The organism is Reyranella sp. (assembly GCF_965279625.1).
In the GTDB taxonomy this organism is placed as follows: domain Bacteria; phylum Pseudomonadota; class Alphaproteobacteria; order Reyranellales; family Reyranellaceae; genus Reyranella.
This window is the reverse complement of sequence record NZ_OZ257251.1, coordinates 247,700-261,388: the sequence shown is the minus strand read 5'-3', so window position 1 is coordinate 261,388 and position 13,689 is coordinate 247,700. Positions and strand designations below refer to the sequence as shown.

At 65.8% G+C, this 13,689-nt stretch carries 14 protein-coding genes; 5 read left to right on the top strand and 9 right to left on the bottom strand.

What is annotated here, in order from left to right; genetic code table 11:
• Window positions 1–28: 28 nt before the first annotated feature.
• From ACQY78_RS01145 to ACQY78_RS01125, 5 genes are all read right to left on the bottom strand, one after another.
• Window positions 29–1,747: an N-acyl-D-amino-acid deacylase family protein gene (locus ACQY78_RS01145; protein ID WP_428681963.1), complete on the bottom strand. Its 1,719-nt coding sequence runs from the start codon at window positions 1,745–1,747 to the stop codon at window positions 29–31.
• A 151-nt stretch (window positions 1,748–1,898) separates the two neighbouring features.
• Window positions 1,899–2,882, bottom strand: a complete 984-nt coding sequence (locus ACQY78_RS01140) for a Bug family tripartite tricarboxylate transporter substrate binding protein (RefSeq protein ID WP_428681961.1) — start codon at window positions 2,880–2,882, stop codon at window positions 1,899–1,901.
• Between the two features lie 96 nt (window positions 2,883–2,978).
• Window positions 2,979–4,451 carry an Asp-tRNA(Asn)/Glu-tRNA(Gln) amidotransferase subunit GatA gene (gene gatA / locus ACQY78_RS01135; protein WP_428681959.1) on the bottom strand — a complete coding sequence of 491 codons (1,473 nt, stop codon included), beginning with the start codon at window positions 4,449–4,451 and terminating at the stop codon, window positions 2,979–2,981.
• Window positions 4,452–4,454: 3 nt separating this feature from the next.
• Entirely contained in the window at window positions 4,455–4,772 is a 318-nt protein-coding gene (gatC, locus tag ACQY78_RS01130) for an Asp-tRNA(Asn)/Glu-tRNA(Gln) amidotransferase subunit GatC (RefSeq protein ID WP_428681957.1), read from the bottom strand.
• A gap of 76 nt (window positions 4,773–4,848) precedes the next feature.
• Entirely contained in the window at window positions 4,849–7,365 is a 2,517-nt protein-coding gene (locus ACQY78_RS01125; protein ID WP_428681955.1) for a cation:proton antiporter, read from the bottom strand.
• Window positions 7,366–7,430: 65 nt separating this feature from the next.
• Here ACQY78_RS01125 and ACQY78_RS01120 point away from each other — a divergent pair, with 65 nt between their 5' ends.
• The 3 genes from ACQY78_RS01120 to ACQY78_RS01110 all read left to right on the top strand — a co-directional run bounded on the left by ACQY78_RS01120 (window position 7,431) and on the right by ACQY78_RS01110 (window position 9,142).
• Entirely contained in the window at window positions 7,431–8,198 is a 768-nt protein-coding gene (locus tag ACQY78_RS01120) for an alpha/beta hydrolase (protein ID WP_428686545.1), read from the top strand.
• Between the two features lies 1 nt (window position 8,199).
• Window positions 8,200–8,676 carry a Holliday junction resolvase RuvX gene (gene ruvX / locus ACQY78_RS01115; RefSeq protein ID WP_428681953.1) on the top strand — a complete coding sequence of 159 codons (477 nt, stop codon included), beginning with the start codon at window positions 8,200–8,202 and terminating at the stop codon, window positions 8,674–8,676.
• A gap of 151 nt (window positions 8,677–8,827) precedes the next feature.
• Entirely contained in the window at window positions 8,828–9,142 is a 315-nt protein-coding gene (locus tag ACQY78_RS01110) for an H-NS family nucleoid-associated regulatory protein (protein WP_428681951.1), read from the top strand.
• Between the two features lie 9 nt (window positions 9,143–9,151).
• On the opposite strand, the gene ACQY78_RS01105 is transcribed toward ACQY78_RS01110, so the two are convergent.
• Genes ACQY78_RS01105 through ACQY78_RS01090 form a run of 4 tightly spaced genes read right to left on the bottom strand, consistent with a single transcriptional unit; the run spans window position 9,152 to window position 12,183 of the window.
• Complete coding sequence (locus ACQY78_RS01105; RefSeq protein ID WP_428681949.1) at window positions 9,152–10,318, bottom strand: cytochrome-c peroxidase; 1,167 nt, start codon at window positions 10,316–10,318, stop codon at window positions 9,152–9,154.
• Between the two features lie 5 nt (window positions 10,319–10,323).
• The gene (locus ACQY78_RS01100) at window positions 10,324–10,725 is read right to left on the bottom strand and encodes a hypothetical protein (protein ID WP_428681947.1); all 402 of its coding nucleotides are present in this window, start codon (window positions 10,723–10,725) and stop codon (window positions 10,324–10,326) included.
• Window positions 10,722–11,540 (bottom strand): amidohydrolase family protein, encoded by an 819-nt coding sequence (locus ACQY78_RS01095; RefSeq protein ID WP_428681945.1) that lies wholly within the window; start codon window positions 11,538–11,540, stop codon window positions 10,722–10,724. Before ACQY78_RS01095 ends, ACQY78_RS01100 begins: the two co-directional genes overlap by 4 nt.
• 10 nt (window positions 11,541–11,550) lie before the next feature.
• Window positions 11,551–12,183 (bottom strand): TIGR02466 family protein, encoded by a 633-nt coding sequence (locus ACQY78_RS01090; RefSeq protein ID WP_428681943.1) that lies wholly within the window; start codon window positions 12,181–12,183, stop codon window positions 11,551–11,553.
• A 45-nt stretch (window positions 12,184–12,228) separates the two neighbouring features.
• Between ACQY78_RS01090 and ACQY78_RS01085 the strand changes: the two genes are divergently transcribed.
• Together ACQY78_RS01085 and ACQY78_RS01080 are read left to right on the top strand one after the other, a co-directional pair.
• Window positions 12,229–13,119, top strand: a complete 891-nt coding sequence (locus ACQY78_RS01085; RefSeq protein WP_428681941.1) for a phytanoyl-CoA dioxygenase family protein — start codon at window positions 12,229–12,231, stop codon at window positions 13,117–13,119.
• A 12-nt stretch (window positions 13,120–13,131) separates the two neighbouring features.
• Window positions 13,132–13,686, top strand: coding sequence for a hypothetical protein (locus ACQY78_RS01080; RefSeq protein ID WP_428681939.1), 555 nt, complete (start codon window positions 13,132–13,134; stop codon window positions 13,684–13,686).
• The last annotated feature ends 3 nt before the right edge of the window (window positions 13,687–13,689 follow it).

The following is a 13,689-nucleotide window of genomic DNA, read 5'->3' as shown; positions in this document are numbered from 1 at the left end:
CCCTCGATGCCGAACTCGCGCGGGCCGGTCAGCCGGCCTGCGCGCCACGCACCAGGCGACCTGGCAGTGCGCCGGTTGCCTCGCCGTCACGATACGTGACCTGACCCGATACGATCGTCGCCCGGTAGCCCGTCGCGCGCTGCAGCAGGCGCTTGCCGCCGGCCGGCAAGTCCCACTTCATGATCGGAGCCTCGACGCGGAGCTTGTCGAAGTCGATGACGTTGAGGTCGGCCTTCTTGCCGACCGCCACGATGCCGCGGTCGTTGAGACCAACGGCCTTGGCGCTATCGAGCGTCTGACGCTTCACCAGCCAGCTCACGTCGAGCCGGCCGGAGGCGCGATCGCGTCCCCAGTGGGACAGGAGATAGGTGGGGAACGAGCCGTCGGAGATCAGGCCGACATGCGCGCCGCCGTCGCCGAGGCCGATCAGCGTGTGCGGGCTCTGCATCATCTCGCTGCAGCAGTCGAGATTGTAAGCCGCATAGTTCGCGAACGGCGCGAAGATGAAGTTCTTGCCCTCGCCCTCGATCAGATAGTCGTAGATCAGCTCGCGCGGATCGCGGCCCTCGCGCGCGGCGCGGGCGCCGAACGAGGTTTCCTGCGGCGGCTCGTAGTTCGGCGGATCGCCCAGCGGGAACATCCGGTCGAAGTCGGTGAGACGCGCCGCCATCTCCGAGCGCAGCGGCTCGTTGCTCTCCTTGAGGATGCGGGCGCGGAAGGCCGGATCGCGCATGATCGCCAGCCGCTCCTCGACCGACTTGTGCTGGATCTCCTTGTAGGCGGCGCACATCGAGAACGGGATGCGGCTCGCCTGCAGGCCCTGCAGCACGCCGATCGGCCGCGGCGCGACCTGCGCCTTGGCGCTGTGGCCCTTGGCGACCAGGCCCTCGACCAGGCCAAGCAGCCGACGCCAACCGTCGGGCCGAGAATGGCGCTGCGCCAGCGACACCGAGAACGGACGGCCCGACGCCGTGAGGAGCCGGTCGAGCATTTCGAACTCGCTCTCGGGATTGGGCGTGTTGAAGTCCGAGATGAACTCGATGACGCCGCGGCCGGCATCCTTCATGCCGAGCGCGATGCCGAGCAGCTCCTCTTCGGAAGCGCGCAGCGACGGCGTCGGATCGCCCTTCACCGTGCGATGGTTCAGCGTGCGCGACGTCGAGAAGCCGATCGCGCCATCGCGCATCGCCTGCGCCGTCAGCGCGCGCATCTGCGCCACTTCTTCGGTCGTCGCTTCCTCGAGGCGGGCCGCCCGCTCTCCCATTACGAAGACGCGCAACGCCCCGTGCGGCAGTTGCGCGCCGAGATCCATGTCGCGAGGCTTGGCATCGAGCGCATCGAGATACTGGCCGAACGATTCCCACGACCAGTTGAGACCCTCGTCGAGCGCCGCGCCGGGAATGTCCTCGACGCCTTCCATCAGCTCGATCAGGCGCTGGCGATCCTCGATCTTCACCGGCGCGAAGCCCACGCCGCAATTGCCCATCACGGCCGTGGTAACGCCGTGCCAGCTCGAGGGCTGCAGGTAGGAATCCCAGGTCGCCTGGCCGTCATAGTGGGTATGGATGTCGACGAAGCCGGGCGTGACCAGCATGCCCTTGGCGTCGATCTCTTCCTTGCCTTGGCCACCCACCTTGCCGACGGCGGCAATCCTGCCGTCCTTCACCGCGATGTCCGCTTCCCTGATCGCGGCGCCCGTGCCGTCCGCCAGGTTGCCGCCACGCACTACGAGATCGAAGTCCGCCATGTCGTTCCTCCGGAGTTTCCGGAAGTCTAACGCAAGTGGTCGGGCGAAGAGAGGAACGTCCGGCTGAAAAGCCGCCATTCGACCCGAAACAGGGCCGGCTTCTCGCCCTGCGATCCGAACGAGCCGCCGAGCCGTTCAACGGGCTGGCGCCTCACTCGATGGTGATGTTCCCGTCGCGAACGACCTTGCCCCATTTGCCGATCTCTTCTTTGACGAAGGCGGCGAAGCGCGCCGTCGGCGCGCCGCCCGGTGCAGCTCCCTGCTCGTCCCAGATCTTCTTCAGGTCGGCCGAGGCGAACGCGGTAGCGACCGCCTCCTGCATGCGGGCGATGACCGCAGCATCGGTGCCCGCCGGCGCCCACAGCCCGTACCACGAAAGCGATTCGAAACCGGGTAGTCCGGCCTCCGCGGCCGTCGGGATCCCGGGAAACGCGGGTGATCGCTCGGCCGTGAACACCGCCAGCGCCCGCGCCTTGCCGCTGCGGATGTAGGGGGCCGCGCTGCCCAGTCCCTCGAAGACCGCCGTGACCTCGCCACTGATCAGGGCCGCCGTGGCCGGCCCCGATCCCTTGTAGGGAACATGCGTCATGCCGGCCCCGGTCTTTGCGTTGAAGATCTCGCCCGCGAGATGGCGGGTCGTGCCGAGGCCGGCCGAGCCGTAGTTCACCTTTCCCGGGTTCGCCTTGCAGTAGGCAATGAACTCCTGGAGCGTCTTGGCGGGTATCCCGGGATAGACGACCAGAACATCGGGAACGGAGGCGACGCTGGTGACCGGAGCCAGGTCCTTCTCCAGGTCGTACGACAACTGCTTGTAGGCCGTGACCGCGACGGCGTGGTGCACGGAGCCCAGCAGGAATGTGTAACCGTCAGGCTTCGCCTTGGCGACCATGGCAGCGCCCACGGTCCCGCCCGCGCCGGCGCGATTGTCGATCACCACCTGCTGTCCAAGCTCCTGGGACAGCTTGGCCGCGAAGGGCCGGGCGAAGGTGTCGGTCCCGCCTCCAGGTGCGAACGGAACGACCAGCGTGATCGACCGGGCGGGCCAAGCCTGCGCGCGGACCGATCCCGCCAGGAAGGGGGCCGCAATGGCCCCCGCCAGAAAGGCGCGACGCGCCGGACCCGTCTTCATGTTCATTGCCATCCCCCCTCGTTCGCTCGTCGCCTGTTTGAACGCGCGACGTTTCATGAAGGAAGATTGCCATGTGGCAGCGGCCCTGTCGCCGCCGCGCGCTCAGTATCCCGCAGGCCTCGCGCCGAAGGCGGCCGCCTTCTCCAGCGCGGCCGCAGCACGCAGCAACGTCTCCTCGTCGAAGGCGCGGCCGATGAGCTGCAATCCGAGCGGCAGCCCGTCCTTGTCGAGGCTTACCGGCACCGAGATGCCCGGCAGGCCGGCCATGGACGCGGGGATCGTGAACATGTCGTTGAGGTACATGGTCACCGGATCATCCATCTGCTCACCGGCCGCAAAGGCCGCCGTCGGCGCCGTCGGCGTCAACAGCACGTCGCACTTCTCGAAGGCCTGCTTGAAGTCGCGCGCGATCAGCGCCCGGATCTGCTGCGCCTTCTTGTAATAGGCGTCGTAGTAGCCGGCCGACAGAACGTAGGTGCCGATCAGGATGCGCCGGCGCGTTTCCTTGCCGAAGCCGGCGCCGCGCGTGTTCTCGTAGAGCTCGGTCAGGTCCTTGCCCGGAACACGCAGGCCGAAACGGACGCCGTCGTAGCGCGCCAGGTTGGACGAGCACTCCGCCGGCGCCACGATGTAATAGGCCGGCAGGGCGTATTTGGTATGGGGCAGCGAAACCTCGACCGGCTCCGCGCCGGCCGCCTTCAGCATGTCTATGCCCTTCGACCAAAGGGCCACGATCTCCTCGGAGGTGCCGTCGACGCGGTACTCGTTCGGAATGCCGACCTTCATGCCCCTGATGTCGGGATTGCGCGCCGCGGCTGCGAAGTCCGGCACCGGCAACGGGGCCGAGGTCGAATCCTTCGGGTCATGGCCCGACATGGCCTGCAGCATCAGCGCCGTGTCCTCGACGGTGCGGGCGAACGGGCCCGGCTGGTCGAGCGAACTGGCGAAGGCCACGACGCCCCAGCGCGAGCAGCGGCCGTAGGTCGGCTTCAGGCCGACGATGCCGCAGAAGGCCGCCGGCTGGCGGATCGAGCCGCCGGTATCGGTGCCCGTGCTGCCCGGCACCATGTAGGCAGCGACCGCGGCCGCCGAACCGCCGGACGAACCGCCCGGCACCAGCTTGCGGTTGTCGCCCTTGCGCTTCCACGGATTCTCGACGCCGCCGAAATGGCTGGTCATGTTCGAGGAGCCCATGGCGAATTCGTCGAGGTTGGTCTTGCCGACCATCACCGCGCCCGACTTCCACAGGTTCGCCGTCACCGTGCTCTCGTACTGGGGCACGAACCCCTTGAGGATGTTGGACGCCGCGGTCGTCTGCACGCCCTCGGTGCAGAACAGGTCCTTGATCGCCAGCGGCACGCCCTCGAGCAGGCCCGCCTCGCCCTTGGCGCGGCGCGCGTCGGAGGCCTCGGCCATCTCGCGAGCCTTGTCCGGCGTCTCGGTGATGAAGGCGTTGAGTGCGCGGTGCTCGTCGAGCTTGGCGAGGTGCGCCTCGGCCACCTCGACGGCGCTCGCGTCCTTTTTGGTCAGCGCCGAAGTGAGCTGGGCGATGGTGAGATCGGTAAGAGCCGTCATCGCCTACTCCACCACCTTGGGAACGGTGAAGAAGCCGCCGGCATTCCTGTCCGAAGGATCGATATAGACCGCGCCGCCCGGCGCGTTGGCCAGCACCTTCTCCGCGATGCCGCCGTCCGTGACCTTGTCCGCGCGCATGGGCAGCGTGACGTCGGAGACAGACGACATGGGCTCGACATTGTTGGTGTCGACTTCGTTCAACTGCTCGATCCAGGCAAAAATGCCCGAAAGCTCGCCGGCCAGCGGCGCCAGCTCCTCTTCAGGAACCTTGAGACGGGCCAGTCGCGCGATCCGCGCCACGGTCTCCTTGTCGAGCGACATCACAGCACTCCAAAACGCCCAGAAACAAAGCAGTAATCGCGGTTGGTAGCCGTTTTGCCCTAGAGGAGCAACTCGACTAGGAGACGGCTTTCGCCTGGTTCTCCGCCACACGCCGCGCCGCCACGGCCTCGACGGCCTCGCGCACTTCCGGCCGTCCGGCCAACACCTTGTCGAAATCCTTCTTGTAGAGCACCAGGAGGTGGCAATAGCCGTCTGCGGTTACGTCAGCGCTGCGTGGCTGCGAGGTGAGCAAGCCCATTTCGCCGAAGAAGTCGCCTTCCTTCAGCGTGATCTGCAGCCCCCGCACATGGACGGTGACCTCACCCGCCGCAACGAAATACATGGAGTCGGAAGGCGCGCCAACCGCGACGATCTTCTCTCCCGGGAAGGCGACGAGGGCGCGCAGCCGCTTGCCCACCTGGACGATGGTCTCCCGGTCCAGCGCCGCGAACAGCGACACACGGCCGATCATGGCCTGCAGTTCGAGGCCTAGGTCGAGCGGCGGACGCTGGCTCACGGCGCCGCGCCGTTCGGCGAGCTTGTCCCGGAGGTCGTTATAGACCTCGCGGCTGATGATGCCCTCGTGCAGGCGGCGGACATATTCCGCAGCTTCGAAGCGAATGGCGGCCCGTTCGAGCTGGCGCTGCTGCACCGACTCCGAGTAGCCGGGATATTGCAACGAGAGCGCCTTGAGCGCGCCCTCCACACCCGCTTGGCGGCTGGCGATCAAGGCGGCGAGGCGTTCCTCGGCGTCGTGCTCCAGGAGGTCGGCAATGGAGTTGGCGTTGAAAACCGCGAGTTCCCCCAGGACGCTGAGCGACACCATCAGGATCTCGAAGCGGTCGGCCAGCCGATCGGTCAGCAGGCGCTCGAAGCCGAAGCGTCGATGCAGCCAGAGCGCGACGCGAAACCCATAGTCGGGCTTCGATATCTCCTCCAGCCACTCCTCGTAGCCCTGCACGCCCTTGTCGCGCACCGTGTCGATCAGGCGGTCGGCGTTTGCGGCCAGGATCGCAACCATGCGACGCGACAGGATCTGTTGCTGGAACAGCTCCAGATAGAGCTCCTTCTCGCGCGTACAGAGCGTCACCAGGCCGATCTTGACCCGCTCCTCCAGATCGAGAGCGAGGTCCGGTGGAACGGGCTCCGCGGCGGGGTCGCCGGCGGAGGCCGGATCGACCGCAAAACCATCCGTACGCTCGTTGTGCTGGCGGATGATCTGCTGCAGATGCCGCTCGACGTTGATCCGCGAGAGCGCAAGGACGCGGTCGCGCAGCGCCAGCTCGAGGCGGCTGAGCTTGTCGAGCCCGAACAGATGCATCACCAGCCCCAGCGTCGTTGCATTCACGAACAGCGTGAACAGCACGAACAGGACCGCCGAGATGGCAATGAAGTCGCGGGTCTCCTCGGGAAGCTGTTGGTGGCCGGCAGCGACCATGGCCAGGACGATCGTCACCGCGCCGCGCAAGCCTCCCCAGACCAGGATCGCCTTGTAGCGGCGGTTCACGGGCTGGACGAGCTTGAGGGTCTCGAGCACCGGCAGCATGCCGAAGACGACCAGAGCCCTGGCCGAGAACGCGCCGACAGCAACCGCCGCGACACCCCAGATATAAAGCCAGCTGATCTTGAGCAGCACATCGGCGGCGATCATCGATGCCAATACGAAAATGAGGCAGTTGGCCCAGAATTCAAGCTGGGCCCAGAGCTGGCGCAACGCCGTCCATTGCCTTGGATGGAGGTGGGTCGGCCCGTAGGCCGCCACGGTGAGCGCGGCCATGACGACGGAGACCACGCCGGAAACGTGGATGTAGCGGTCGGCCACGATGAAACAGAGATAGGTCAGGCTCACGGTGACCGAAGCGATGGCGGCATCCGAATCACCCAGTCGCGGCAGGATCATCATGGCGACTCTCGCCATGGCGAAGCCCAGAACGAGGCCGCCGACGAACTCGCGCAGGAACACGCCAATGGCTGCGGTCGGGTCGGCCGGCATGGCGGCCGATGGATCCGAGGACGCACGCGCCACCAGGATGCCCATGAACAGACCGAAGGCTGCAATGGCCACTGCGTCGTTCAGCAGCGATTCGCCCTCGGCCAGGATCGACAGCCGCTTGGGCGCCCCAACGTCGCGGAAAATGCCGATGACCGCGGCCGGATCGGTCGTCGACACGACCGCACCGAGCAGGAGACAGACAACGATATCGATGCCGGTCGCAAAATGGACGACCCCGGCCACGCAGGCGATGCAGACGAGCACCGCAACGACCGCCAGCAGGAGAACGGCGTGAATTTCGTCCATCAGGCGCCGCACGTCGATCGTGAGGCCGGCCGTGAACAGCAGTGGCGGCAGGAACAGCGGCAGGAACACTTCGGTACCGACCTCGAGCTTGTCGAGACCGACGAAAGCGTCGGTGAGAACGCCGAGGTCGACGCCGCGGCTGATGATCCAAGATCCCAGGAAGCCCATGCCCATGCCGGCGATGGCCAGCAGCACGGTGTGCGGAAGCCGGAATCGTTCGGCGAGCGGCACCAGCACACTCACGACGGTGAGAACGATCGCAATCGCGAGCAGGGCATAGAGAGTATCTGTCACCGTGTCCGAGCACCTTTCATTGGACCGTGTCGACCCGGTCCGCTGCACGCCTTATAACCTTGGCGATGGCCCGCTTGGCAGTCCTGATTCACGGCATGTGGGGAACGGCCGACGTATGGCATCATTGGCGCCCGTTCTTGCACGACCGCGGGTGGCAAACGATTGCACACTCTCTGCGGCACCACGACGTGTCGCCGGATGCGCCTCCTGCACCGCTGGGTGAGACCAGCCTGCTCGACTATGTCGCCGATCTCGAGACGATGATCCTGGCCCTTCCGGAAAAGCCGGTGATCATCGGCCATTCGATGGGCGGGTTGCTGGCGCTGCTTTTGTGCGCGAAGGGCCTCGGACGCGCCGGTGTTCTGCTCACCCCCGCCCCGCCGTCGAGCACTATCGCCATCAGGCCGTCCAACCTCATGGCCTTCGCCCGGATCCAGGCTCGTTGGGGCTGGTGGCGAAAGTCTCACAGGGCGACTCTCGGCGAGGCACTTTCCTACACTTTCAATACGGCGGATCGCACCCTGGGCGTGAAGGAGCATTCGGCATTCGTTCACGAGTCGGGACGTGCGCTGTTCGAGATCGGCTTGCCCTGGCTCGACCGGTCGAAGGCTGCGACTGTCGATCCGCGAAGCGTGACGTCACCGCTGCTCTTCGTTGCCGCGGAAAAGGACAGGCTCGTGCCTCCGGGCGTCGTCCGCCGTATCGCGAAACATTTCGGCCATGTCTCCGACTGTGTCGAGTATGAGAACCAGGGACACTGGGTGCTTGGTCAGCCGGGCTGGGAGCGCGTTGCAGACCATACGGAAACCTGGCTCAAAGGTAAGGCTCTCTGAAATGCCGGTCATCGACTTTCCCGAACTCAAGGCGCTGCTGGTGCGTGACGGCCGATTAATGGCACTCGATCTCGGCAGCAAGACCATCGGTATCGCGACGTCCGACGTCCTTCGGATGCTGGCGACGCCCCTCACCACCTTGAAGCGCACGAAGCTTGCTGCGGATCTCGCCACCCTGGCCGACCTCGCCCGCAAGCACGACGTCAAGGCGGTTGCGGTCGGCCTGCCCCTCAACATGGACGGCACCGAAGGTCCGCGCTGCCAATCGGTGCGGCAGTTCGTGACGAACATCCAGAACCATGGCGCGCCTGCACTCGCCGCCCTGCCCATCATCTTCCAGGATGAACGACTCAGCACTGCGGCGGTGACGCGCGGCATGATCGACGACTATGACATGACACGCGCAAAGCGCGCCGAACGCGTCGATGCGGCCGCCGCTGCCTGGATTCTTGAAAGCGTTATTGCGCGCTTGCGCTGAACTCTATCGGACAAGATAGTCACAATCTGAACGGCGCCGCAGCGAAAATCTCTGCACGAGCAACGCACGCTTCATTCTTGCAATCATATTGCACTCTTCGATCTTCGCGCGTACTTCATCATACCTTACGAAAGGACGAGGATCGGGAAGCATGAAGATTAAGTCGATGGCCTTTGATGACTTGGTCGCGATGCGCGCGCAGCTCGACGCCGAAATCGAGATACGCATTTCAAAGCAGCGCATGATGTTGATCGAAGCTATTGCCGACCTTCGTGGAGCGGTTCCTGGTAGGGCTGGTTCGGAGCGTCGCGGCAAATCGCATCCACTCAAGGGAAGAGAGCTGCCGCCCCTTTACCGCAACCCTAAGAACGCAGAAGAGACCTGGGCCGGTCGCGGTAATCGACCGAGATGGCTGACGGCTGCGCTCAAGAGTGGAAAAAGGCTCGAAGCTTTTGCGATCAAGTAACTGTCGAGCCTAAGGGCAAAGCGGCGGTGGTGTTGGGCGAGCCGGCGGCTCAGCGCCGAGCGAACGCAGAAAGGCCACGAGATCGGCGCTCTGCTCCGTCGTCAGGCCGAGCGGCCGCACCAGTGCAATGCCGTCGCTGTGCAGACGATCGGGACTTACCTCCGAATAGTGCCTCACGACGTCTTCGAGTGTATCAAGGCTGCCATTGTGCATGTAGGGGCCGCCGCGCCCCACCTGACGCAGGCCGGGCACGCGGAATTCCCCAAAGTTGGAATGCAGTCGCTGGACGTGCCGAGTTCGCCGCGTGCTGTTCGCGGTGGCATCGTCATTGTACTTGCCGAGCAGGTTGAACGGACTGGCTGCCAGCCGCCCCAACCCGCCCAGCCGCCCCTGGTCGACCTCTCCTGGACGCACGAAGAACGGAATGCCGATGTCGCCGAACTCTCCGTTCGTGAAGCGCGGTCCGAGATGGCAGAGGTTGCAGTTGCCCTCACCGATGAACAATTTGAGGCCGCGTTGCGCCGCGAGAGGATAGCCTGACGCGCGCTCGCGATCGCCGGCCAACAGGGCATCGCGGAAATCATCGAACGAGGTGCGCGGGCTGACCAGGGTCGCCTGGAAGGCCGCCAGCGCCTTGGCCGTGTCCACCAGAAGATGCTCATCGTCGGTTCCGGGTTTGCTCCCGAAGGCCTTCTCGTAGCCGCACGCAAGCGTGACATCGCCGCGCAACAACCCGGCAGCCCGCGTCGCTCCCCCGCTCATCTCTCGCGGGTCTAGCAAAGGACGGATGCTCTGAGCCCAAAGAGAGTCACCTGCCCCATCCCACCCGAACCAGTGGAGATAGCCGATGTTCCAGAGCGACGGCGTGCGACGGTCGAGTTCGACCGCTCCGCGCGCCCTGGCGAGTCCGTCGCTCCACTCGCGACCGGCCTGGTGACAAGTGGCGCAGCTCATGCGTCCGTCGCCCGACAGGCGCGGGTCGTTGAAGAGGTGCTCGCCCAGTGCGATCCCCGCCGGCGTGCCGGACACCCTGTTCGAGGGATCGCGCACCCGTGGTGGAGGCCAGGGGCCGTGCTGCCCGACTGCCCTGACCTCCTCCGGCGACCAGTCCAGGAGCTGTTGCGCGTGCACGCCGCCGGCCCCTGCCACCAGCAACGACGCCACCAGCGGCAGCAACCGGATCACTTGAGGATGATGTCGTGCGTCAGGCGTTCGCTTTCCTCGCCCGCGCGCACGTCGAAGGTGATCTCCCAGCGTCCGGGCATGTGGAATACGAAGCCCTCGGCCCTGAAGCGGCCGTCGCCCTTGGCGACGATGCTGGGACGGTAATTCATCAGATGGCGATGCTCGGGCATGTTGGCATCCACGGCCAGCAGCTCGGCGGGATCGCCGCTCTTGGTGCAGACATTCAGGACCAACGCGAAGGGCTCGCCCACCTCGATGCGCAACGGATCGGGACGGAACGCCATCAGGTAGTGATCGGAAAAGACGACCCACCCCGTGCCGCGGCCGAGATCGAGCGGACAGTCGGCCCACGCCGGCGTCGCCAGAAAAACTCCCAGCAACGCGGCAGCGAACTTCACGGGGCGCCCCCGAACAGCCGGTCTCCGTTCTCGTAGGCGATCTTGCGCGCGACGTCGGGCGGCAGGTCCGAGAGCCATTGCCGCGACCAGCGCGCGTTCTCGATCACGTAGTGCCAGCGCTCCGGCGTGAACGTGTCGCTGCCCAGCACGAAGCGGTCGGGAAACTCGATGAAGAGCTCGCGCCAGCCCGGCGCCACCTTGCCGTTGGAGACATGCGACGTCAGGAAGGCGAGATCGCACCACAGCGTCGGATACTTGCGCAACATCTCGCGCACTTTCTCCGGGCGTTCGAAACCCGAATGCGCCCACAGGACTTTGGCAGCGGAGTCCTGCTGGAAATGGCGAGTCACGGCGTCGGCGTCGGAATGCGAATGCAGGAAGAGTCCGTACTGCTTCGCGAGTTCGACGACGCGGCGCACGTTGGGAAGGTCGGCATCGGCGCCATAGATATGGAACTCGCCGATCGCCCTGTACTTGCGCTTCGACAACAGGTCCTCGAGGTACGGGATCAGCGTCGGATCCCTGGCCCAGGTCGAGATCTCGCCGCGCGAACGATAGGGCCGCAGCTCGGGCACGATCATGCCCGGCGCCACGTCCTGCAGCATCTTGGTGCCCTCGTTGTTCGAGCTCGACACCATGGCGCGCTTGATGCCCGCCTTCTTCAGGATTTCGACCACCTCCTGTGGCGGCACCACCGACCAGGCATCGTGGCTGTAGTGCATGTGCGCGTCGAAGATCGGCAGCTCGTCGGCCGCTCTAACGGCAGACACGCCGGCAGTGGCGACCAGAAGAAGGACCAGGGCAATGAGGCGCATCGGCATTCCTTCAGCGCCCGGCCTTTGGCGGGCAGGCATAGTTGAAGCTAATCGAGATGCGTTCGCCGGAGAAGTGCGCGGGCGGCACCTCGTGGCGCAGCCAGCTTTCGAACAGCACAAGATCGCCATCGTGCGCCGCCAGGCTGACGAAGGCGCGACAGGCCTCGGGTGCATCGGCGCGACGCGGCGGCGCCGCCATCTGAAAGCCGAGCCGCGGGTCCTCGAACTTGATCGCCCCCGCTCCCTTCGGCACCGACACGTAGTAGGTGCCGCTGACGAAGGAGGTCGGATGTATATGCATCGAATGGACGGTGCCGGCCGGCATGAGGTTGGCCCAGCAATCGCTCATCTCGAGAGTCCGGCCGGCAAGATCGTAGTGCAGGTCACGCGCGAAGCTCTTCACGTGCGGATCGATGCGCCGGCGCAGCCTGTCGAACAGCGAGGAGACGAGGTGCAGACGGTCGAGTGAACCATAGGACGTATAGCCGCCGAGATAGTTCTTCGCCGACCAGCGCTGCCCCGCCGCATCCGAGGCCGCCAGCGACTGGCACTCGTCGGCGAGATCCTGGTTGAAGCGCCTCCAGCGCGGGTCGACGAGCGACTCGCGGTAGACAAGGGTCGGAAAAAGGGCACGGCTCGTCATGGCGCGATTATCGATGATGCGGGCTTCACGTGCTATGATTTCCGCATGCTGACCGATCATCAAATCGAGACTTACCGCCGCGACGGCTCTCTCGTGATCCCGCGCCTGATCGAGGGTGCACAGCTGGCCGAACTGAGACGGCTGACCGACCAGCTCGTTTCGGAGGCGCGCGGCGTGTCCGCCAACGACGATCTTTACGACCTCGAGCCCAGCCACAGCGCGACGATGCCGCGCGTCCGCCGGCTGAAACCCGCGATGTTCAAGCGCCACGCCTTCTTCCGCGACTTGGCGCGCGATCCCAAGATCACCTCTCTCCTGTCGCAGCTCATCGGCCCGGCCATCCGCCTGCACGGCGGCAAGCTCAACATGAAGTCGGCCGGCTACGGCTCGCCGGTCGAATGGCACCAGGACTGGGCCTTCTATCCGCACAGCAACGACGATGTGCTGGCGATCGGCCTCTATCTCGACGATTGCGACGAAGCCAACGGCCCGCTCATGGTGGTGCCGGGCACGCACCACGGCCCGGTCCACGATCACCATGCCAATGGCCGCTTCTGCGGCGCGTTCGATCCGCAGGCGAGCGGCGTCGATGTGGGCAAGGCCGTGCCGCTCATGGGTCCGGCCGGGTCGATGACCATCCATCATGCGCGGCTGGTCCATGGCTCGGCGCTCAACCGGTCCAATCGCCAGCGCCGCCTCCTGCTGCACGAATATGCCGCCGCCGATGCCTGGCCGCTGATGGGCGTCGCCGACTTCGACGAGTTCAACAGCCGCATGGTGCTGGGCGAGCCGACGATCGAGCCGCGCGTGCGACCGGCCCCGGTTCGCATGCCGCTGCCACCGGCCGATCACCAGGGCTCGATCTACGAGAACCAGCGGGGATCGGGTCGCCGTTTCTTCGCCACCTACGAGGAGCAGCCTGCCCTTGCCGGCTAGGGCCGCACGCTCATGATCACGCGGCGGCGCGCACTTGCTGTCACCGGCCTGCTGCTCGCCGCGACGCCCGCGCAGGCACAACGTGCTCATTGGGCGGATTGGCTCGGCACCTATGCCGGCACCGCCCGCTTCTATCGCTCGATCCCGCTGGAGGACATCGTCCCGCCGCCTCCGTCACCGCGGGAGGAATTCGGCGGCGGTACGCCCTTCGCGGTTCAGTTCGCGGTGCGCAGCGTCGATGACAGGCCGGCCGTCTGGCTGCGGATCGATGGCGGGCCGATGCAGACGGATGAGGTGGGAGAAACGATGTTTTTCGGCCAGGTCACGGGCGGTGTCGCTTTGCTGCGCTCGGCCGATGCGCGCGCGATGCCGCGTTCCGCCAGTCTGACGGTTCGGCCGAATCAACTCGGCACCGAGGCTTTGTTCACCCACGCAGACGGCAGCTTCTGGCGGCGCTATTTCACCGCCACCTTCACGCCGACCGGCGCCGACGTGATCCTCTGGGTCTTCGACGCCACGGGGACGCGCGCCCGTACCTGGCGCGGCGCCACCGTGCGCCGCGCTTAAAGG

Coding starts and splice junctions, on each gene's coding strand:
- ACQY78_RS01145 (WP_428681963.1), bottom strand. CDS start 1,747: ATGGCGGACTTCGATCTCGTAGTGCGTGGCGGCAACCTGGCGGACGGC.
- ACQY78_RS01140 (WP_428681961.1), bottom strand. CDS start 2,882: ATGAACATGAAGACGGGTCCGGCGCGTCGCGCCTTTCTGGCGGGGGCC.
- gatA (WP_428681959.1), bottom strand. CDS start 4,451: ATGACGGCTCTTACCGATCTCACCATCGCCCAGCTCACTTCGGCGCTG.
- gatC (WP_428681957.1), bottom strand. CDS start 4,772: ATGTCGCTCGACAAGGAGACCGTGGCGCGGATCGCGCGACTGGCCCGT.
- ACQY78_RS01120 (WP_428686545.1), top strand. CDS start 7,431: ATGGCCCGCTTGGCAGTCCTGATTCACGGCATGTGGGGAACGGCCGAC.
- ruvX (WP_428681953.1), top strand. CDS start 8,200: ATGCCGGTCATCGACTTTCCCGAACTCAAGGCGCTGCTGGTGCGTGAC.
- ACQY78_RS01110 (WP_428681951.1), top strand. CDS start 8,828: ATGAAGATTAAGTCGATGGCCTTTGATGACTTGGTCGCGATGCGCGCG.
- ACQY78_RS01095 (WP_428681945.1), bottom strand. CDS start 11,540: ATGCGCCTCATTGCCCTGGTCCTTCTTCTGGTCGCCACTGCCGGCGTG.
- ACQY78_RS01090 (WP_428681943.1), bottom strand. CDS start 12,183: ATGACGAGCCGTGCCCTTTTTCCGACCCTTGTCTACCGCGAGTCGCTC.
- ACQY78_RS01085 (WP_428681941.1), top strand. CDS start 12,229: ATGCTGACCGATCATCAAATCGAGACTTACCGCCGCGACGGCTCTCTC.
- ACQY78_RS01080 (WP_428681939.1), top strand. CDS start 13,132: ATGATCACGCGGCGGCGCGCACTTGCTGTCACCGGCCTGCTGCTCGCC.